The sequence below is a fragment of the Kribbella deserti genome (assembly GCF_042434725.1).
In the GTDB taxonomy this organism is placed as follows: Bacteria; Actinomycetota; Actinomycetes; order Propionibacteriales; family Kribbellaceae; genus Kribbella; species Kribbella deserti.
In genome coordinates this window covers 125,743-145,899 of record NZ_JBHLTC010000030.1, presented here as the reverse complement: position 1 = coordinate 145,899, position 20,157 = coordinate 125,743, and the positions used below count along the sequence as shown (strand labels likewise).

Annotated in this window: 19 protein-coding genes; 7 read left to right on the top strand and 12 right to left on the bottom strand. The window is 68.3% G+C overall.

Features of this window, described 5'->3' with window-relative positions:
• Positions 1 to 72 precede the first annotated feature (72 nt).
• Positions 73 to 651: a TetR/AcrR family transcriptional regulator gene (locus ACFFGN_RS23350; RefSeq protein WP_380051268.1), complete on the bottom strand. Its 579-nt coding sequence runs from the start codon at positions 649 to 651 to the stop codon at positions 73 to 75.
• 123 nt (positions 652 to 774) lie between these two features.
• Between ACFFGN_RS23350 and ACFFGN_RS23345 the strand changes: the two genes are divergently transcribed.
• The 3 genes from ACFFGN_RS23345 (at position 775) to ACFFGN_RS23335 (ending at position 4,304) form a co-directional block, all read left to right on the top strand.
• Positions 775 to 2,304, top strand: coding sequence for a carboxylesterase/lipase family protein (locus ACFFGN_RS23345; RefSeq protein WP_380051266.1), 1,530 nt, complete (start codon positions 775 to 777; stop codon positions 2,302 to 2,304).
• 113 nt (positions 2,305 to 2,417) lie between these two features.
• Positions 2,418 to 2,597, top strand: coding sequence for a YegP family protein (locus ACFFGN_RS23340; protein ID WP_380051264.1), 180 nt, complete (start codon positions 2,418 to 2,420; stop codon positions 2,595 to 2,597).
• Positions 2,598 to 2,846: 249 nt separating this feature from the next.
• On the top strand, positions 2,847 to 4,304 hold the full coding sequence (locus ACFFGN_RS23335; RefSeq protein WP_380051262.1) for an NAD-dependent succinate-semialdehyde dehydrogenase: 1,458 nt from the start codon (positions 2,847 to 2,849) through the stop codon (positions 4,302 to 4,304).
• Between the two features lie 165 nt (positions 4,305 to 4,469).
• On the opposite strand, the gene ACFFGN_RS23330 is transcribed toward ACFFGN_RS23335, so the two are convergent.
• The 9 genes from ACFFGN_RS23330 to ACFFGN_RS23290 all read right to left on the bottom strand — a co-directional run bounded on the left by ACFFGN_RS23330 (position 4,470) and on the right by ACFFGN_RS23290 (position 13,926).
• Complete coding sequence (locus tag ACFFGN_RS23330) at positions 4,470 to 5,441, bottom strand: MarR family winged helix-turn-helix transcriptional regulator (protein ID WP_380051260.1); 972 nt, start codon at positions 5,439 to 5,441, stop codon at positions 4,470 to 4,472.
• Positions 5,442 to 5,471: 30 nt separating this feature from the next.
• Positions 5,472 to 5,939: a DUF1877 family protein gene (locus ACFFGN_RS23325; RefSeq protein WP_380051258.1), complete on the bottom strand. Its 468-nt coding sequence runs from the start codon at positions 5,937 to 5,939 to the stop codon at positions 5,472 to 5,474.
• Positions 5,940 to 6,052: 113 nt separating this feature from the next.
• Positions 6,053 to 7,261, bottom strand: coding sequence for a glutathionylspermidine synthase family protein (locus ACFFGN_RS23320; protein WP_380051256.1), 1,209 nt, complete (start codon positions 7,259 to 7,261; stop codon positions 6,053 to 6,055).
• Positions 7,261 to 7,689 carry a hypothetical protein gene (locus tag ACFFGN_RS23315; RefSeq protein ID WP_380051254.1) on the bottom strand — a complete coding sequence of 143 codons (429 nt, stop codon included), beginning with the start codon at positions 7,687 to 7,689 and terminating at the stop codon, positions 7,261 to 7,263. The genes ACFFGN_RS23320 and ACFFGN_RS23315 overlap by 1 nt, the downstream gene beginning before the upstream one ends.
• A complete protein-coding gene (locus ACFFGN_RS23310; RefSeq protein ID WP_380051252.1) occupies positions 7,686 to 9,041 on the bottom strand; it encodes an APC family permease in 1,356 nt (451 codons plus the stop codon). The genes ACFFGN_RS23315 and ACFFGN_RS23310 overlap by 4 nt, the downstream gene beginning before the upstream one ends.
• Positions 9,042 to 9,072: 31 nt before the next feature.
• On the bottom strand, positions 9,073 to 9,753 hold the full coding sequence (locus tag ACFFGN_RS23305) for a polysaccharide deacetylase family protein (protein WP_380051250.1): 681 nt from the start codon (positions 9,751 to 9,753) through the stop codon (positions 9,073 to 9,075).
• A gap of 349 nt (positions 9,754 to 10,102) precedes the next feature.
• Complete coding sequence (locus tag ACFFGN_RS23300; RefSeq protein WP_380051248.1) at positions 10,103 to 10,630, bottom strand: GNAT family N-acetyltransferase; 528 nt, start codon at positions 10,628 to 10,630, stop codon at positions 10,103 to 10,105.
• A gap of 82 nt (positions 10,631 to 10,712) precedes the next feature.
• The gene (locus ACFFGN_RS23295) at positions 10,713 to 13,181 is read right to left on the bottom strand and encodes a glycoside hydrolase family 2 protein (RefSeq protein ID WP_380051246.1); all 2,469 of its coding nucleotides are present in this window, start codon (positions 13,179 to 13,181) and stop codon (positions 10,713 to 10,715) included.
• A gap of 124 nt (positions 13,182 to 13,305) precedes the next feature.
• Complete coding sequence (locus ACFFGN_RS23290; RefSeq protein WP_380051244.1) at positions 13,306 to 13,926, bottom strand: SGNH/GDSL hydrolase family protein; 621 nt, start codon at positions 13,924 to 13,926, stop codon at positions 13,306 to 13,308.
• Positions 13,927 to 14,127: 201 nt separating this feature from the next.
• Here ACFFGN_RS23290 and ACFFGN_RS23285 point away from each other — a divergent pair, with 201 nt between their 5' ends.
• Positions 14,128 to 15,144 (top strand): LacI family DNA-binding transcriptional regulator, encoded by a 1,017-nt coding sequence (locus tag ACFFGN_RS23285; RefSeq protein WP_380051242.1) that lies wholly within the window; start codon positions 14,128 to 14,130, stop codon positions 15,142 to 15,144.
• A 266-nt stretch (positions 15,145 to 15,410) separates the two neighbouring features.
• Here the strand turns inward: ACFFGN_RS23285 and ACFFGN_RS23280 are convergent, their stop codons facing one another.
• The gene (locus ACFFGN_RS23280; protein ID WP_380051240.1) at positions 15,411 to 17,534 is read right to left on the bottom strand and encodes a molybdopterin-dependent oxidoreductase; all 2,124 of its coding nucleotides are present in this window, start codon (positions 17,532 to 17,534) and stop codon (positions 15,411 to 15,413) included.
• A 66-nt stretch (positions 17,535 to 17,600) separates the two neighbouring features.
• Positions 17,601 to 18,206 (bottom strand): TetR/AcrR family transcriptional regulator, encoded by a 606-nt coding sequence (locus ACFFGN_RS23275; RefSeq protein WP_380051238.1) that lies wholly within the window; start codon positions 18,204 to 18,206, stop codon positions 17,601 to 17,603.
• A 77-nt stretch (positions 18,207 to 18,283) separates the two neighbouring features.
• On the opposite strand from ACFFGN_RS23275, the gene ACFFGN_RS23270 reads away from it, so the two are divergent.
• Genes ACFFGN_RS23270 through ACFFGN_RS23260 form a run of 3 tightly spaced genes read left to right on the top strand, consistent with a single transcriptional unit; the run spans position 18,284 to position 20,145 of the window.
• Entirely contained in the window at positions 18,284 to 18,856 is a 573-nt protein-coding gene (locus ACFFGN_RS23270) for a hypothetical protein (RefSeq protein ID WP_380051236.1), read from the top strand.
• A gap of 9 nt (positions 18,857 to 18,865) precedes the next feature.
• Positions 18,866 to 19,498, top strand: a complete 633-nt coding sequence (locus tag ACFFGN_RS23265) for a Pr6Pr family membrane protein (protein WP_380051234.1) — start codon at positions 18,866 to 18,868, stop codon at positions 19,496 to 19,498.
• Positions 19,498 to 20,145 (top strand): class I SAM-dependent methyltransferase, encoded by a 648-nt coding sequence (locus tag ACFFGN_RS23260; RefSeq protein ID WP_380051232.1) that lies wholly within the window; start codon positions 19,498 to 19,500, stop codon positions 20,143 to 20,145. Before ACFFGN_RS23265 ends, ACFFGN_RS23260 begins: the two co-directional genes overlap by 1 nt.
• Positions 20,146 to 20,157 lie beyond the last annotated feature (12 nt).

Below are 20,157 nucleotides of genomic sequence, written 5' to 3'. Positions count from 1 at the left end.
CGACCGACATCTGGGGTCGCCGGTCCGCCCCGTCCGGCGAGCGCCGTACTGCAGTTATAGAGGCTGGTGGCGTCAGGCTTTGGCGGCGAGTTTCGCCAACGCCTGCAGGCCTTCCAGTACCTCGTCGGCGGTCGGAGCGTTCGCCGGATCACTGAGGCTCTGGATCATCACGCCGGACATCAGCGCCATCTGAACCGCGCCGAGAGTCCGGACCGAATGCTCGGACACCTCGTCCTCAGGCACGCTCTGCAGAATCGCCGCCATGCCGCGGCGGCCTTCGGTGACACCACCGGCCAGTTGTTCCCGCAGCGTGGGCTGCCGCTGGGCCTGCAGGAACAGCTCGACCGTCGCCACCCAGAGATCCGGGTGCGCGCTGAACTGCTCGATCAGCCCGTTCCACAGCTGCCGGAAACCGTGGGCCGCGTCATCGCCGGCCCCCGGCGCAAGCGCGCGCCCGAGGCTGTCACCCCACTCGTCCAGCAGGTCGAACAGCGCCTTGGTGAGCAACGCCTCCCGCGATCCGTAGTGATAGCCGATGGCGGCCATGCTCACCCCGGCCGCGGTCGCGATATCGCGAACGCTGGTGCGGTCGTAGCCCTTCTCGCGCAGGCACTGCTTGGCGCCCGCGAGCAGGTCTTCCCGGTTTCCCATGGCGGCACCCTAGCAAGGTCCTGGATCGAACGCCTCAGGCGATCGTCTTGCGCGATCGCCTTGATCGATCGCGCAAATCTCGGTTAGGGTCTCGTCTCACCGCTCGAATCGACAGGGAGAGACATGAAGAAGATCGCCGCACTGGGCCTCGGGTTCCTGCTGCTCGCCACATTTGCGCCAAGCGCCCGGGCTGCTCCTGACCCGGCCCTCGTCAAAACCACCGGCGGGGTGGTCCGTGGCGTGGTTGGGCCGGCCGGGCAGATGTTCCAGGGCATTCCGTACGCCGCAGCCGGGCGTTTTGCCGCGCCCAGACCGACGGCCTGGAGCGGCGTACTGGATGCGACGAAGCCCGGAAAGGTCTGCGCGCAGTCGCGCTCGTATCCGATCGGCAAGCCCAGTACGGACGAGGACTGCCTCAACCTGAACGTCACCGTCCCGGCCGGTCAGCGTGCGAAGCGTCCGGTCATCGTGTGGATCCACGGCGGCAGCCTGATGATCGGCATGGGCGATCTGTACGGGCCCGAGCGGCTCGCGGCAGGTGGTGCCGTCGTGGTGTCGATCAACTACCGCCTGGGCGTCACCAGCTTCCTGGCCCACCCGGCGCTGAAGGAGTCGGGCGGGCTGGCCTTGCACGATCAGCGCGCGGCGTTGCGCTGGGTGCGCGACAACATCGCGGCCTTTGGTGGTGATCCCGGCAACGTGACGCTGATGGGCCAGTCCGGTGGCGGCTATGCCGTCTGTGGGCAGCTCGCATCACCCGCGTCCGCCGGACTGTTCCACCGGGCGATCGTGCAGAGCGCGCCCTGCCTCACCCCGGGCAACGCCTCGCGCAACAAGGCGGCGGCCGAAGCCGACAGCGAGCAGGTGATCAAGGACGTGGGCTGCGCGACCGTCGCCGATGTGGCCGCGTGCCTCCGCGCGGTGCCGATCGACGTCCTGCTGACGGCCTACGGCACGCAGCGTGAGCCGCGCCCGATGAGCGGTACCGCCACGCTGCCACTGCCGGTCGAGCAGGCGTTCCGTACCGGTCGCTTCAACCGCGTTCCCGTACTCGTCGGGGTGAACCGCGATGAGGAGAATGGCCGGATCATCGGCCAGGAGCTGGGGGCCGGGAAACCCATGGCCGACGAGGAGTACGAGCCCGCCGTCCGGGCTCAGTTCCGCAAGGACGCGGACGCCGTACTGAAGCGCTACCCACTGGGAGACTCGGCGGGACAGACCCTGGCGAAGGTACGGACCGACTCGGGCTGGGCGGTTCCGAGCCTCGACACCGCTCGCACGCTGTCCCGGTGGACACCCACGCGGATGTACGAGTTCGCCGAGCAGGACACGCCCTGGTACGCGGGCATGCCGATGCCGAGCTTCCCGGTCGCGGCCCAGCACATGGCGGAGCTGCCGTACCTGTTCGACCTCGCCCTGTTCGAGCAGTTGTCCGCCTCGCAGGCGCGGTTGGCCGAACGCCTGATCGGAGCGTGGACCCGCTTCGCGGCCGAAGGCGATCCCAACGGCGGTGGCGAGTCGGTATGGCCCCGGCTGTGCGACAACCGCGGTCCGGCGGGGTGGCACGTGCAGTCGCTCACCAGCGGTACTTGGCGGCGCGCCGACTTCGTCAAGGACCACCAGTACCGCTTCTGGCACCGCATCAACGGCTGAGCGTGGGTGGATCGTGAAGGTGTGCGGGGTGTAGCCGAGGTGTCGCCGAGCGTTCGTGGCGGTGGAGACCTATGGTGCGAGGGAGTAGTTCCATACAGAACGGGAGCGTCGGCATGGCGGGTAAGTTCGAGATCTTCGAGGACAAGTCGGGCAAGTTCCGTTTCCGGCTCAAGGCCGGCAACGGTGAGGTGATCGCCAACGGCGAGGCCTACGAGACCAAGGCGGGCGCCCGGGCCGGCGCCGAGGCGGTTCAGCGCAACGCGGCCGGCGCCAGCATCGTCGACGCCGACTGACACCACAGCAATCACCGCCGGCACACGTACGGCGTAACCCCCGCCGGCACGTACGGCCCCGAACCGCGGCCGGCACGTACGGCGGCGAACCACCGAGACACCCCGCGAGCCTTTGGCCGCGGGGTGTTTCGCGTTGTGCTTAGTGGTCTGCGCCGTGGCTTCTAGGGCGCCACAATCACTCGAATAGGCCACGGCGCAGACCACTAAGGTGGAGCCAGCGACCTGGTCATCGTCGAACCGGAGGTTGGAATGTCCCGCGAGCAGGATGTCGTCGAGGCGTGCCCGCACCAGTTGTTCATCGGTGGCGAGTGGCGATCCGGGGAAGGCGGTAAGACCCTGGCCGTCGAGGACCCCTCGACGGGTACGACGTTGTGCGAGGTGGCTGACGCGAGTCCGGCCGACGGCCTCGCGGCGCTGGACGCGGCCGTCGCGGCGCAGGCGAAGTGGGCGGCGCATCCGCCGCGGGAACGCGGGGAGATCCTGCGCCGGGCGTTCGAGCTGATGACCGAGCGGGCCGACGAGCTGGCGCTGCTGATGACACTGGAGATGGGCAAACCCGTCGCGGAGTCGAAGGCCGAAATCGCCTATGCGGCGGAGTTCTTCCGCTGGTTCGCCGAGGAGGCCGTGCGGATCGAGGGCGGTTACCAGGTCGCGCCGAACGGTAAGGGCCGCTTCGTGGTGATGCGCCAACCGGTCGGGCCCTGCCTGCTGATCACCCCCTGGAACTTCCCGGCCGCGATGGGCGCGCGCAAGATCGGCCCGGCCATCGCCGCGGGCTGCACGATGGTGATCAAGCCCGCCGCGCAGACCCCGCTCTCGATGCTCAAGCTGGCCGAGCTGCTCACCGAGGCCGGCCTGCCGCCCGGCGTACTGAACGTCGTCACGACCAGCGACTCCGGCGGCGTGATGGAGCCGCTGATTCGCGACGGCCGCGCGCGCAAGCTGTCGTTCACCGGATCCACCGAGGTCGGGCGCAAGCTGATCGAACAGGCCGCGGATCAGGTGCTGCGCACCAGCATGGAACTTGGCGGAAACGCTCCGCTGATCGTGTTCGGTGATGCCGATCTCGACCAGGCCGTCGAGGGCGCGATGCTGGCGAAGATGCGTAACGGCGGTGAGGCCTGTACGGCGGCCAACCGGATGTACGTGCACTCCTCGGTGATGGCCGAGTTCGCCGACCGGTTGACCGAGCGGATGTCCAAGCTGACCGTCGGCCGGGGCGTCGACGACGGCGTGGACGTGGGCCCGCTGATCGACGCCAAGCAACGCGGCAAGGTGGCGGAGCTGGTCGACGACGCGGTTGCCAAGGGCGCCGAACTGCGCACCGGTGGAAAGATTGCCGACGGCAACGGCTACTTCTACCCGCCGACCGTGCTCGCGGACGTACCGCGCGAGGCCCGCCTCCAGCAAGAGGAGATCTTCGGCCCGGTCGCCCCGCTCACGCCGTTCGAGACCGAGCAGGAGGTGGTTGCCATGGCCAACGACACCGTCTTCGGCCTCGTCTCGTACCTCTTCACCAACGACCTCACCCGCGCCCTCCGCGTGGCCGAACAGCTCGAGACCGGCATGATCGGCCTCAACCAGGGCATCGTCTCCAACCCGGCCGCGCCCTTCGGCGGCGTCAAGCAATCCGGCCTAGGCCGCGAAGGCGGCTCCGTAGGCATCGACGAATACCTAGAGGTCAAGTACGTCGCCATCTCCCTCTAACCCGACGGCGGCTTCCAGCAGGTCGTCCCCGCCGTCGCGGCGGCCATCGCCACGGCGGAGACCCTCACACCACCACCCCACCACGAGTGGCCGCGTCCTCACCCCACCACGAGTCGCGTCCTTACGTCCCCACTCGTGCTTCGTACGTTCCCGCGAGTGGTCGCGTTATGACGCGTCCACTCGTGAAGGTGTGGAGCGGGACCGGTGCCGACTTTTGGTGCGGGTACCTGGTTGCAACCGGGTAGCGGTGCAACAACTCGGCAGCGGCGTCACCACAACCGGGTAGCCGCGCGAAAGCCCGGCATCCGTGCCCACCTCGCCCGCATCGCCCGCATCGCCCGCATCGGCCGCTCGCCGTGGCGGGTGGTCCCGGTGCCTGAGAGTGGCTGGCCACTCGGAAGGTGGGTTACCACCTGGGATTCCGAGGTGGTAACCCACCTCGCCGATGGCCAGCCACTCCCATGGCGGCCTGCTGAATCGTCTTGGGGAGCCGACGAGGCGGACCGGGGCGAACGAGCGACCTGCAACGAGCAGGCGAGGTGGCCGGCGTGGCGTGGCGTCGTCGGCGTGGGTGGGCGGGCGAGGCGGATGGAGTGGCGTGGCGTCGTCGGCGTGGGGGAGGTGGGCGGCCACGGGCGGAGCCGTCCTCGCTGCCTTCACGTCACTGTGGGGGAGTGCGGCGGGTGGATTTGCGGTTGCGGGGTGGGGTCGTGGTGGGGGGTGGTTTGGACCAGGGGTGTTGAGGTGGTTGATGGCGGTTAGCGCGGCGGTTACCTGGGCGTCGGTCCAATCGGCGATGTCGGTGGCGAAGGCGGTTGCGCTTGCGTCGACGGATTCCCTCAGGGCGCGGCGGCCCGCCACGGTAGGCGCGACCAGGAAGGTTCGGCCGTCGCCCGGGTCGACCGTCAGCGTGACGTGCTCCTCGTCCTCGAGCGCAGCGAGGTGGCGGCTCACCGTGGGAGCGGTCAGGCCTAGTTCGAGCGCGATTTCCCCGGGCCGCACCGGACCTCGAACCACCACCGTCGCGAGCACCTTGAGCCGGACCACGTCCAGCCGCCGGCTGATGCGCCGATGACCCGTATCGACCAGATCCAGCACGGCCATTGCCAACGCCACTCGGTCATTTCGTTCCGCCATGAAACGAAAATACCCTGCTCAGTGATGTCCTTAGCCGCGCCACACGACGATTGCGTCGCCCGATTCCGCTGTCGCGAGCAGAAACGTCCGCAGGCCGTCGAACCACTCGCGCGGCCAGTACAACTGGTCCGGCCGGTGCCAGATCGGCGGATAGACCTCGGCCGCGTCCAGCTCGGCCGGATCCACTTCCGCGATGAGATCGGCGTACGTCGTACCGGCGAGCGTGGCGGCGGCAAGCGCGACGCGATCGGGCGGTAGGTAGCGCGGGAGGCCGCTGAACCACGGCTCGGCTCCGGGCATCTCGCATTCGCCCCGGAAGAGGTCGACCGGGAAGTCCACCCGGGCCAGGAGGAACCGCAACGCGTCCCATGCCTTGTACTTCGAGAAGCGCCTCGAGCGCGGGGAGTCCAGCATGAAGTCTTCTGCCCACGCCGGATCCGCCAAGGCGTGCGCCAGTTCCGCCGGGGTAAGCCGGAGATACTCGACGGTCAAGCTCACGCCGCCACCCAGCTCAGGCTCACTCTGCCACCCAGCTCAGCCGCACCCCGCCAGCCCAGGCCGCGCTCACGCGGCCAGCCAAAGGCCAGCCCAAGGCGAGCCCAAGGCCGGGCTCACTCTGCCAGCCAGGCCTGGATGGTTTCGGGGGACGGGCGGTTCTCCATCGCGATGGCGTGCGGTACGAAGCGGGCGTAGTAGTCGGTGATCGGCCCGTCCGACTCGCGGATCATCATGCCCGCGGCCACACCGTCGATGACCCAGCTACCGATCACCGCCCGGTTTCCCTCGTACGACGGCAGCGGATACCACTGCTGGTAGACGCAATTCTCAGTGTCGTACGGCCCGTCCTGTACGTGCTCGCCGTCATCGGTGTGGATGCGGATGTTGCTGCCCTCACGTCCGTGCAAGGGCTTGGCCACCCACTCGGTCAGATCGCCGGGATGCCCGAAGTACGCCGGCAACAGGTTCGGGTGATCGGGATACAGCTCCCACAGCACCGGCAGAATCGCCTTGGTGGACAGCATCGTCTTCCAGACCGGCTCGATCCACTGCACCGGCTCCTTCTCGATGCCACCGAGGACGTACCGCCCGAACTCCTCGTCGAGCATGTCCTCCCACGGATACAACTTGAACGCCGTGCGCACGGGCCGGCCGCCCCAGTCCACGAACTCCCGGGTGGTGGAGTTCCAGCCGAGCTCCTCGATCACGTGGCCATACGTCTGCAGTCCGGCCATCGCGGCGGTGTCGCGCATGTAGGCGACGGTCATCTCTTCCTCACCGGACGTTTCGGACGCGGAGTTGAAGAAGTGCGCCTCCTTACCCGGGAAGCGCTGCTCGGACCACCACTTGACCAGGCGGTCGTGCACCGAGTTCCACTGGTCCGCGTCGGGAAAGACGTCCTCCAGCCAGTTCCACTGGATCACGGCCGACTCGACCAGCCCGGTCGGGGTATCGCCGTTGATCTCCAGCATCTTCGGCTCGGGCCCGTTCCACGCCAGGTCGAACCGCGCGTACACCGACGGGTCCTCCCGGCGCAGGGACTCCCGCACCAGCGGCAGCGTGCCCGAGGCCAAACCGAGCTGCGAGTCGCTGAACCGGTCGCCGGAGGCCATCACCTCGGCCGCGTGCCGGCACATGCCGTACAGCTCCTCGGTGACCCGTTCGAGGTGCAGTACCTCGTCCATGGTCACCTCGTACCAGGCGCTCTCGTTCCAGTACGGCGTCTCGCTGCCGTCGGGCAGGTCCGTCATCGGAAAGACCAGGCCTTGCTCGATGACGCGCTCTTTCCAGCCGTCACGAGGTTTGATCAGGTGACGCCACATCAGCCGCCGCTCCCGCCCTTACTGGATTTGCCGAACCCGCCCCGGGCGATCGTGCCGATGTCGCCGCCGCGGGTATCGAGGCCGCCGCGCTGCACGCTGACCGGCCGGCCCTTGCTGTTGCGCAGGGTGGACACCGAGTACGTGCCGGCGCTGGGGGAGTATCGCCCGCCGACCGGTGGCACCAGGCCGCCGCCCCGGGTGGCCATGTAGAACCAGAAGAAGCCGCCGCCACCGCCGCCGGAGCCGTTGTACTCGCGCTCGTCGTCGCACTGGTCGTCGTCGACGCGCTCTTCGGTTTGCGGGTTCACGCAGATCGCGGCGTAGTCCTTGGGTTCGTCGTTCGAGCAGCCGGTCAGGGAGGCGGCCACCAGCGCGGTCAGCCCGAGGGTGATACCGGCGCTGCGCATCCGCCGGCGGGATTGGCTCATGCCGGATCTCCTTCCGGAGCGTGCGGTTTCATCGAGAACATGACCGCCGCGCCGACCGCCAGACTGACGGCCACCACGACCAGAGGGCCGACGCCCACATCGAAGGCGGCGAGAACCAGCACGACCGCGAAACAAGCCGCAGCCAACGTCGGTACGACGACCCGCTGCAGCCGTCGTTCGGCCAGCGAGCCCTTGAAATACAGCGGTACGGCGAGCGTGGTCGCCAGGTAGTACAACGAGACCAGGACCGAGATCGCCGCCACGGAGTCCGCGAGTACGGCGTCGGAGGTCAGCACCAGCGCGACATACACCAGCGCGCTGGCGCCCGCGAAGGCCCAGGTGGAAACAGTCGGCGTCTGGTACTTGGCCGAGATCCGGGCGAACTGGCCGGGGAACGCGTCGCGCCGGGCCATCGAGAGCATCGTGCGGGCCGTCGGCAGAATGGTCGTCTGGGTCGAGGCCAGTGCCGAGATCAGCACCGCGCCGATCAGGATCCGGCCACCCGTCGTACCGAGCAGGTCGTCGCTCAAGGTGGCGAAGAAGTCGTCCTCGCCCACGCCGGAGAGGCGGTCGAGACCCGCGTAGGCGACCGCGGCCCAGGCCACCACGAGGTAAACCACGATCAGGGTCGCGTTGGTCAGCAGTGCGCCGATGGCCGGAGTGCGGTTCGGCTCGACGCTCTCCTCGTTGATGCTGAAGGACGAGTCCCAGCCCCAGTAGAGGAAGATCGCGACCAGGAAGGAGCCCGCCCACGAGCCGGAGCCCGTGTCATTCGGCAGCGCCAGGGATCCGGCCGCGGCGAAGGCCTTGACCGCGAAGTAGAGCAGGGCCGCGAGTTCGAGACAGACCAGGACGATCTGCAGCCGGGCCGCGATCCGCACGCCGCGATAGGCGAGGTAGGCCATCACGCCGATCATCGCCGTACCGAGTCCTGCTTGGGCGAGGCGCGATTCGGCCGCGCCGTCGAGCCCGAACAAGGTGTACGTGTAGATGGCGGCCACCTGGGCCAGGTTGCCCATCACCAGGACGCAGGCCATTACCGTGGTCCAGCCGACCATCCGGCCGGTCGCCAGCCCGAAGGCCTTCTCGGTCCACGCGAAGTTGGTGCCGCAGTCGGGTTCGGTCCGGTTCAGCTCGCGGAAGCACAGCGCGACCAGAATGACCGGGATCGCGCTCAGTGCGAGCACGATCGGCGCGGCGCCGCCGGCGAACGCCGCGAGCAGCCCGACCGAGACCGCCAGCGAGTACGCCGGCGCGGTGGAGGCGATACCGATCGCGGTCGAGGACCCGATGCCGATCGAGTTCTCCCGGAGCCGGCGGCCCCGGGATCGTGATGCGGTTGGAGTCGACACGCGATCCGTTCCCCTTATGTCAGCACTCTGGTCAGCCCGGCCGGTCAGACCGCATCAGGTCCGTGACCGTCACCAGCTGGTACCCCTGCGCGCGCAGTTTGCGCACGATCGGCTCGATCGCTTTTCCGGTGAAGGGAGCGTTGTCGCCGCCGTGCATGTGCAGTACGACGATAGAACCTGCCTGGGCGTTCCCTACGACTTGCTCAACGATCGCGCCGGGAGATCGGGCGAATCCGTCGGCTCCGGCGACGTCCAGCTGGACCGCGGTGAGCCCGGCTGGAGCCAGCTCGTGCAGCGCCCGGCCGTCGTAACAACCGCCGGGGAACCGGAACCACCGGGTGGCGTCCGGATCCAGCCGGTCCAGGATCGTCACCGCGCGCCGTACGTCGGTCAGCATGTCGGCCGGTGCCACCGAGGCGAGCGTGTAGCACTTGGCGGTGAAGGCCTTGTGGTCGTAACTGTGCGTGGCCAGTTCGAAGAGGGGATCGGCGGCCAGGTCGCGGGTCTGGTCCGGGTACTGCTCCATCCACAGGCCGGTGAGGAACAGCGTGGCCGGGACGCGGAGGCGGCGCAGGGATTCGATCAGCTCGGCGTTGTAGTACGACTTCACCCGGCCGGAGGTCAGGCGCTTGCGCATCGCGTTGGTCAGGTCCGCGTCGAACGTGAGCGCGATCTTCTTCCGGTCCCGCGGTCCGTGCTGCACCACCGGCATCAGATTGCCGGATGCCGACTCGCCGGGCCGCTTCGACGGCTTCGCGCTCGGCCGATTGGTCGGTGTCGGTTGAGTCGCCTTGGGTGAGGTGGTCGCCCGACCAGAACTGGTTGGTGCCGACGGCGTGGCGTCGGTGCGGGGAGTGTCACCGCAGCTCGTAAGGAAGGCCCCCGCGAGCAGGGCAGTACCGAGCGCGACCAACCGAATCCCCCGACTAAGCATCACGCCGACCGAGTATGCCCGCAGTTGGCGTTCATTCGTCGGAATCCGCCCTCACCCATCGCTCCTCAGCACCGGTCCGCGGAGTTGGAGGGCGGATTCCGACGAAGAACGCAAGGGTGGACCCTGCCTAGGAGACGAGGGACCAGACTTCGAGGTCTTGGCGGCCGGCGGGGGTGGGGAAGGCAGAGCGCAGGGTGCCTTCGAAGCTCATGCCCAGGCGGCGGGCGACGGCCTTGCTCGGTTCGTTGTCCGGGGCACACTTCCACTCGACGCGATACAGCCCGCGTGGCCCGATCGCCCACTCGATCAGAACCTGGCAGGCCCGGCTGACGAGCCCTTGGCCCTGCGCGTGAGCGGCGAGCCAGACACCTATCTCGCAGGTCCCGGCCGCCGGGTCGAACGTCCGGAACAACACCCCGCCGACGAGTTCACCCGCAAGCCAGATGCCGTCGATCCGGCCGCCGTCGGCCGCCTGCCGATCGGCGTACGTCTGCAGGAAACCGCGGGCCGACTCCTCGTCGACGACGATCGCCGCCCACGGGATGTACCGGACGATATCCGCCCGGGCCTTCTCCACATGGGCGAGGAACTCCGCTGCCTGCCACGGCTCCAGCGGGCGCAGTTCGGCGTCGGCGGTGAGCGGTACTGCGTACATGAACGAACCTCCCGGTGGCGCGGGTGAACGCCCCTACTGAACACCCGCGCATCCCGGTGGTTCGATGGATTGCCGGAACCCGTCAGTTCACCAGGTCGTTGACGCTGCGCAGCACCGGTACGTCGAGTGGGCCGTTCGGCGCGACAGCGTTACTCACCCGGAAGGTGTGCGAATCGCCCGCGCTGAGCGTGATCAAACTCGAGTCCACCCGTGCGGCCGGGTCCAGTCGGTCGGGGAACAAGGCCAGGTCCTTGACCAGTGCGTGGGCCTCGACCGTCACCTCGTAACCGCTGTCCGTCGCTTTCACGTTCGCCGTGAAGGCCTGGTCCGGCGGGAGCAGCCGCAGCGTGGTGTCCTCGGCGAAGTACCAGTACGCCGAATGGCCGTCGGTTGTCAGCACCTCCACGTATTCGCCGGCCTCGTCCAGCGACGTGGCGACCGATGACGGCAGCACCACGCTCGTCGCTCCGCGGGCACCCACCGTGATGTCGACCTCCTCGGTCGCCAGCACGTCCGTGCCGGTGGACCGCCTGCGCATCGTCAACCGGGTCGACCAGAGCTCGTCCGAATCGTTGTGCAGGGCAATCACCGGACCAACCGGTCCTGGCTGCACCGTGATCAACCGGTCGGCGTACACCCGGCGAAGCGCGTACCACAAGGGTTTGCGAATGCCGTGACCATCCACGGCGGCCCAGGAGATGACCGGCCAGTTGTCGTTCAGCTGCCACACCATGGAGCCGGTGTTGAGCGGGAACAGGCCGCGGAAGTGCTCGATGCCGTAGGCAACCGCCCGGGCCTGGTTCAGCTGGGTGGACCAGTGCCAGTCGTCGATGTTCGACCAGCGTGGGAGGTGATCCCCAAGTCCGCGCTCGAGCTTGAGATTTCCCTCATGGGCCTTCTGGTGCACGAGCATCTGCTCGCCGTACGGATCGAGTGGCTCGTCGTGAACCACCGAGGTCAGCGTCGACCAGGCCGGTGGGCCTTGGAAGCCGAACTCCGAAACGAACCTGGGCCGGTAGTTCCGGTAGGCCGAGTAGTCGACCTGGTTCCACACGTCCCAGATGTGCATCGTGCCGAACCGCTCGTCGTTCGGGTGGATGAAGTTGCTGTACGAGAACGGGCTACCGGCCGAGTAGGGCGTGCGCGGATCCAGCTCCGCGACGATCTTCGGCAACAAGTCCAGGTAGTAGCCCTCGCCCCAGGTCCGCCCGGCGAGTGGGACCTGCCAGGACCATTCGACGTACCCCCAGATGTTCTCGTTGTTGCCGTTCCAGATCGCGAGGCTGGCGTGCCGGCTCAACCGGGTGACGGCCTGCCGTGCCTCGGCCTCGACCTCGCCGCGCAGCGGTTCCTCCTCGGAGTACGCCGCGCAGGCGAAGAGGAAGTCCTGCCAGACGAGAACGCCCAGCTCGTCGCAGATGTCGTAGAAGTCCTTGGACTCGTAGATGCCGCCACCCCAGACGCGCAGCATGTTCATACCCGCGTCGATCGCGTCGCGGATGCTGCGCTCGTAGGTCTTCCGGTCGAGCCGGGTGACAAAGGCGTCGTCCGGGATCCAGTTGGCACCGCGGATGTAGATCTTGCGCCCGTTCACCGACAGCTCGAACGGGCTGCCGTGCTCGTCCGGCGCCAGCTCCAGCTCCACCGTCCGGAACCCGACCCGGCCTTGCCAATTCGCCGAGCCACTTCCGCCGAGTGCCACCTCGACGTCGTACAACGGCTGGTCGCCGTAGCCGCGCGGCCACCAGCGATCGACGTTCGGCACGGTGTTGCGCAGCACCACGGATTCGGTGCCTGGGGCAACGGTCGCTTCGGCCGAGGTGTCGCCGACCGTGACGGCCACGGTCTGCTCGAGTTCCGCGGTGGGACTCCAGGCGAGATCGACGTGGGTTTCGAGCAGACCGTCGCCATGGGCCAGCGGCCGGACGGCGGCCAGGCGCGCGCCCGACCACGACTCCAGCGCGATCGGCTGCCAGATGCCGACGGTGGCGACGTCCGGTCCCCAGTCCCAGCCGAAGTTGCTCGCCATCTTGCGGATCGCGTTGTAGGGATGCACGTTCGTACCGGGCCGGCGTCCGCCCTCGGCCTCGTCGGACAACCGGTTCGCGGTGTCGACCGGCGCGGCGAACTCGATCACCAGGTCGTTGGTCCCGGCCACCAGGACGGCCGTGACGTCGAACCGGTAGGCGCGATGCTGGTTGCACGTGCGGCCGAGCTCGGTGCCGTTCAGGGTGATCGTCGCGGCGGTGTCGAGGCCGTCGGTAACCAGCTCCTGGACCTCGCGGCCGTCCGGGTCCCAGTCGAAGCTGGTCCGGTAGCTCCACCCGGTCCGGCCGATCCACGCGAGCAGGTGTTCGTTGGCGCCGTCGAACGGATCGTCGATCAGCCCGGCGGCCAGCAGGTCGGTGTGCACCTCGCCGGGCACGGTCGCCGGCGACGGCTCGCTGAACAGGCGTTCCAGCTCGGGCGGTACCGGACCGGTGGTGGCCCGCACGGTCCAGGTACTGCCCGCGGCGCTGCCGAGCGGAACCCTACTCAGGGATGTGGTCACAGAGATTCCTCTTCCGAGAATGCACTGACACGATTTCCGCAGACGCTACTTGACCGGTTCAGTAACGATCAAGGGCAGCCGGGAAATCAATGTCCGGGGACGCTCGGTCGAGAAGTGGTAACGCTCAGCCGCGAAGTACGGTGCTGCGCCAGATCTCGGCGATCAGGCGGTGCCCGAGTGCCGTCGGATGCACGCCGTCGTCCGCGATCGCGATCGGCCCGAGCGACTCCGCCCGGAGGTTCAGCTCGGCGTCGGTCGGGACCAGCACCGCGCCGTACTCCGTGGCGAGGCGGCGGACCACCGCGATCTTCGGATCGAGGTCCTCGCGCCACTCGTGCTGCTCGGGTTTGACCGCCAGCAGGAACGGCTCCATCAGCACGATCCGCGCCCCGGCCGTACGCAGCGGGGCCAGCAGTTGCCGGTACGACGCCTCGTACGCCTCGGTGCTGGTCGGATCGGCCTTGTCGTAGCGGCGCCAGGTGTCGTTGATGCCGATCAGAATGGAGACCACGTCCGGCTGGTGCGCGAGTACGTCGGTCTGCCAGCGCCGGACCAGGTCCACCGCCCGGTTGCCGCTGATGCCGGTGTTCAGTACGCGTGGTGCCGGGCTGCCGAGATCGACGGTCAGTTGCCGTACATACCCATTGCCCAGACCGCGCCGGCGATCGTCACGCCGACCGCAATCGGTCACACTGTCACCGGCGAACACGATGGTCCCCCGCGGATCAAGGATCGCCGTACTCATGCCCGCTCCTCAGTTGTCCAGCCCCCGACGACGAAGAAATCCCGCCGAAACTCCGGACTCTTTGCGGCCCACGCGGCAAGCACCGAAGAACTTACGGCGCAGACCACTTAGGATAAGAACCGGTTCAGCGAGAGATCACCGAACGGTATCCCACCCGCGCGGCGGGAGACGATCGGATGACCACAATCCGGAGGAGTCGTTGTGCCCCGAGTGACCATCAAGGAGATCGCCCGTCGTGCGGGTGTCTCGAAGGGTGCCGTCTCCTACGCGCTGAACGGCCAGCCGGGTGTTTCCGACGCCACCCGGGCCCGGGTGCTGAAGGTGGCCGAGGAGCTCGAGTGGGTGCCGAACCGCGCCGCCCGGATGCTCTCGGCCGCGCGCAGTGAGACCTTCGGCCTGGTGCTGGCCCGAACGGCGAAGACGCTGAGCGAGGAGCCGTTCTACATGGGCTTCATCGGCGGTGTCGAGTCCGTGCTGAGCACAAAGGGCTACGCGCTGACGATCCAGGTGGTGCCGGATCTCGAAACCGAGATGGCGGCGTATCGCAAGTGGTCGGCCGAGCGCCGGGTGGACGCGGTGATCGTGGTCGACCTGCGGGTGGACGATCCCCGCGTCCCGCTGCTGCAGAAGCTGGAACTGCCCGCGCTGGTGGTCGGTGACAAGAGCCTGGCGGGCGGTCTGACCTGCGTCTGGACCGACAGTACGACGGCGATGACCGAGGCCGTCGAGCACATCGCGGAGCTCGGTCACCAGCGAATCGCCCGCGTCGCCGGACCGCCCGAGCACGGGCACGTCTGGATGCGCGGTCAGGCCTTCGCCGCGGCGGCGGACCGGCTCGGTCTCACCGGCACGGTCGTGCACACGGACTTCTCCGGCGACGAGGGCGCGAGCGTGACCCGGCAGTTGATGACGTCCGGACCGGATCGCCCGACCGCGGTCATCTACGACAACGACCTGATGGCCGTCGCAGGGCTGGGCGTGATCCACGAACTCGGCCTGGCCGTACCGGACGACGTCACGATCATCGCCTGGGACGACTCGACCCTGTGCCGCATCACCCATCCCACGCTGTCCGCGATGAGCCACGACGTCGTCGAGTACGGCGGCCGCGTGGCCCACCACCTCTTCGAGCTGCTCGACGGCGCCGAACCCGCCGCCCACCTCAACTCCACCCCCAAACTACAAATCCGCGGCTCCTCCGGCCCCCCACCCGCCTAGCCCTCCCCTCATTCATCGAACCCATCTGACCCGGCGTGTCGCCGTTCATCGGACGCTTGTGACCGGGCGTGTCGCGGTTCATCGGACCCTTGTGACCAGGCGTGTCGCGGTTCGTCGGACTCTCGTGACCAACGAATGCCCCCTGCCGCGGGGCTCTCAGTGTGGTCTGAAGCGTCCGATGAATGCCGACACGCCCGGTCACAAGCGTCCGATGAACGGCGACACGCCGGGTCAGAAGGGTCCGATGAACGGGAATCCGGCGGCGGTTAGGGGCAGGCGGTGACGGTGACGGGGACGCCGTTGAGGGCGGCGGTGCCGGCTACGTCGTCGAGCAGGGCCGGGTCGGTGAGGTCGTTGGCGCTGACGCCGAGAACCTGGTTCGCGACCGACAGCCGGGTGCCTTCCTTGCTGTGGCCGAAGCCGTGCGGCAGGCTCACCACGCCCGGCATCATGTCCTCGGTCGCCGAAACCTCGACGTCGACCGTGCCCGCGGCCGAGGTGATCCGCACGCGCTGCCCGTCGGCCAGGTCGCGGCGGCTCAGATCGGCCGGGTTCATCAGCAGCTGATGCCGGGGCTTGCCCTTCACCAACCGGCTCGAGTTATGCATCCAGGAGTTGTTGCTGCGCAGGTGTCTCCGTCCGATCAGCAACAACCCGGCACCCTCGCGATCGCGGTCCACCAAGGCCTCCTGCGCCCGCGCGAGATCGTCCAGCAGCAACGAAGGCGCCAGGTTGATCCGCTTGTCCCGGGTCTTGAGGCGCTCGGGGAACGACGGCTGGAGCGGGCCCAGGTCGATACCGCCAGCGGACTTCCGCACCTTGCGCAGGCTCAGGCTGTACGGGCCGGTGCGCAAGCCCGCCGCCACGATCTGCTTCGGCTTCAACCGCAACGTCACCAGCGACGGCAACGCCTTCCGCAGCCGAGAAGCCCGAGAAGGTCGGAACGTCGCCTTCGTATAGGCGAAACCCAGCCCACGGAAGATCTCCCAGTCGTGGCGGGCATCGGCCGGCCGGGGCAGTACGGCGTCGTTCCAGCGAGCGGTGTTCCGGACGGCGAGCTGGTGGAACACCAGGTCGTAGTGGTCACGCTCGAGTGGTGGCGTCGGCGGCAGGATCACGTCGGCATGCCGGGTCGTCTCGTTGATGTACGGGTCGATCGCGACCATGAAGTCGAGCGTGCCCAGCGCCTCGTCGAGGCGGCGGCCGTTCGGCGTCGAGAGCACGGGATTACCCGCGATCGTCACCATCGCGCGGATTTGGCCGTCACCGGGCTCGAGGATCTCCTCAGCCATGCTCGCGGCGGGTAGTTCGCCACCGAACTCGGGCAGTCCGCGCACCCGGCTCTTCCACACGCCCGCGTGGCCGCGGCTCATCCCGCGCAGGATGTCGACCGCAGGCCGGGGGACCAGCGTGCCGCCGGGCCGGTCGAGATTGCCCGTCACGATGTTGAGCAACTGGACCGCCCACTGGCAGACCGCGCCGAACCGCTGGGCCGAAACACCAAGCCGTCCGTAACAAGCGGCCCGATCCGCGGCAGCGAACTCCCGGGCGATCCGGCGGATCACCTCCGCGTCGATACCGGTCACGGGGGCCGCTCGTTCCGGGGTCCACCCGGCCAGGGCCGCGCGGAGTTCCGTCAGCCCATCGACGTACGGCGCGAGGTCCTCGGCTTCGTCGGCCAGCACCTGGTGGACCAGCGCGAGCAGGAACGCGGCGTCGGTCCCGGGGCGGATGAAGTGGTGTTCGTCGGCGACGGCGGCGGTCTCGGTCCGGCGTGGATCGATCACGACCACCCGGCCGCCGCGGGCGCGGACCTCCTTCAGCCGCTTGGCGAAACCGGGCGCGGTCATGATGCTGCCGTTGGACGCGAGCGGATTCGCGCCGAGCATCAGCAGGTACGACGTACGGTCGATGTCCGGCACCGGAATCATCAGCTGGTGCCCGTAGAGCAGGTGGGACGCCAGCATGTGCGGGAGCTGATCGACCGAGGTGGCGCTGAAGCGGTTGCGCGTGCGCAGTAGCCGAACCAGCGGCGGCATATGCGTCAGCGCGCCGAGGCTGTGCACGTTCGGATTCCCCAGATAGACGCCGACCGCGTTCTTGCCGTGCTCGGACTGGATCGCGGCCAACCGCCGCGCCACCAGGTCGTACGCAGCCTGCCAGGAGATCTCCTGCCACCCGTCGGCCGTACGTCGTACTGGGCGCTGCAGGCGATCGGGGTCGTCCTGGAGGTCGCGCAGCGCGACGGCCTTCGGGCAGATGTGCCCGCGGGACAACGGATCCGCCTCGTCGCCGCGGATGTCGGTGACCCGGCCGTGCTCGACCGTGACCAGCACTCCGCAGATGGCCTCGCACAGGTTGCAGGATGTCCGCCGTACTGTCGCCGTCATCTGCCCAAACTACCCACAAGTAGCCGAGTCGTCACCAGGTCACCGGCGCGTACGACGAGAGCAACGTCAGGCCGCGCCGAGGTCGTCGAGATGTCGCTGCAGGATCGCGCGAACCCGGGCCGGGGTGGCGCGCTGGTGCTGGGTGGCCGCGTGCAGGGCGAGGCCGTCGATCAACGCGTGCAGGCGGTCGGTTTCCAGGCTGAGATCGAGGTCCGCTCGCAGCGCGCCGGCCTCGGCCAGTCCCTCCAGGACCAACGCGCACAGACCGCGGAGTCCCTCGTGCACCGTAACGACGTGCTCGCGCAGCAAGGTGCTGGCCTCGTTGTCGGCGCCGGCCTGGGCGAGGAAGGCGAGCCAGATGTCGAATTCGGCGATCCGGTCATCGTCGAGCGGCAGGACCTCTTCCAGATAGCGCATCGCCAGGGTGCTCGGTGGACCGGATGGCTGGAGCGCCTGCACGCGTTCGGTGACCCGGCGGGAGACCAGTTCCATCGCGAAGCTGAGCAGCCCGGCCTGATCGGGAAAGTAGTAGCGCACGGCACCCGGCGAACTGCCCGCCTCGGCGGCGACGGTCCGGACCGAGACGGCCGGAATGCCGTCGCGCCGGATGATGCGCCAGAGGGCTTGCGCGATCTCCTCGCGGCGGGCGTCGTGGTCCACGATCTTCGGCATATGCCCTTTTTAGCACAGTCGTGTTATCGTTGGTCACAACACAGTCGTACTAAATATCCGCACGAACGGAGATCGCCGTGTTGCTCGCCATCATCGCCGCCTGTGAAGTCGGCTTCTGGGTGCTGCTGGCCACCGGGCTGGCGGTGCGTTACGCGCTGCGGATGCCGCGGCTCGGCCTGGTGCTGCTGGCCGGGGTGCCGCTGGTGGACGTGGTGATGCTGGTCGCCAGCGTGATCGATCTGCAGCGCGGCGGTGAGCCGTCGTTCAAGCACTCGCTGGCCGCGATCTTCATCGGCGTCAGCGTCGCCTTCGGGCACCAGTCGATCAAGTGGGCGGACCGCTGGGCGGCGTACCGGTTCGCGAGCGGACCGCGCCCGGTGAAGCCGCCGAAGCGCGGTCCGGAGCGGGCCCGCCGCGAGCGCCAGGGCTGGTACCGGCACCTGCTCGCCTGGTCGATCGGTAGCGCCCTGATGCTGGGTGGCGGTCTGCTGTCGGGCGGTCTGGACACGGCGGACGCGCTGCTCGGACCGGCTTGGACGTGGACGATCGTGCTGGTCATCGACGGCTTCGTCTCGTTCAGCTACGGCGGCGACAAGGGGCCGGACGAAAGCGACCGCGAGTCGCGGGCGGCGGCGGTGTCCAGGTCGTAGATTGGCCCCATGGCCACCAAGCAGCAGGTCGGGCGGTCCTGGTTCGCCGGGACCGCCCTAGTAGTTGCCATCGGCATCGTGGTGCAGGTGTTCGCCACCGCGCGCTCGGCCGGTACCGGCTTCTACCCGGACAATCCGGAGCGGGTGCTGAACATCTTTGCCTACTTCACGGTCCAGTCGAATCTGTTGCTCGGGGCCACTACCTTGCTGCTGGCGATCCGGCCGGAACGGACCTCGGTACTGTTCCGCACGTTACGGCTGAACGGTGTGCTCTGCATGGCGGTCACGGGCATCGTCTACCACCTGGTGCTGGCCGGTCTCGACGACCTGTCCGGTGCCGGCGCCGTGGCGAACCTGATCCTGCACACGATCACGCCGCTGCTCGGTCTGATCGGCTGGCTGGTCTTCGGGCCGCGCGGGCAGACCGGTGATCGTGTTGTCGCCTGGTCGATCGTGTTCCCGGTGCTGTGGCTGGTGTTCACCTTGATCCGGGGCTCGTTCACCGGCTTCTATCCGTACCCGTTCGTTGATGTGGACGAGCACGGCATGGCCACGGTCTTGCTGAACTGCCTGCTGGTGGCCCTGTTGTTCCTGGGCCTCGCGGCCGCCAGCACGATGCTCGACCGGCGCCTTCGCCGCTGATGCTGGTCACCTCGCGGTCGTTCGCCGAGTACGAGGCGATGTTCGGCCTGACCGCGTTGCCCGCCTCCGTGCTCGACTGCTGCGCGGGTGGTTCCGGTTTCACCGCCGAGGCCGCGCGTCGTGGCGTTGACGCCGTCGCGGCCGATCCGGCGTACGGACTGCCCGTTGCCGAGCTGGCCGAGGCAGTACGACGCGGTACCACCGCGGGCGGGTCGATCGTCGGCCAGAACGCGGACCACTTCGTCTGGGACTGGTACGGATCACCTGCGGCGCGAGACGACATCCGCGCCGAAGCGGCCAAGGCCTTCCTGGCCGACCGTGAGCTCGCACCCGAGCGGTACGTGGCCGCGAGTCTGCCGGAACTGCCTTTCCCGGACGGGCGGTTCGAGCTGGTTCTTTGCTCACACCTGCTCTTCACCTGGGCCGACGTGTTCGGTCTCGACTGGCATCTGCGCGCGCTGCGCGAGATGGTCCGCGTCTGCGATGGCGAGGTCCGGGTCTTCCCGCTGGTTCACCAGGGCGCGGGTGAACCCGTGGCCTTCCTGCCGGAGCTGCTGGAACGGCTTGCGCTGCCGACCGAGGTCCGCCAAGTGCCCTACGAGTTCCAGCGTGACGCCAACAAGATGCTCGTGATCAGCAAGCTCTAGCGTCCGACTCAG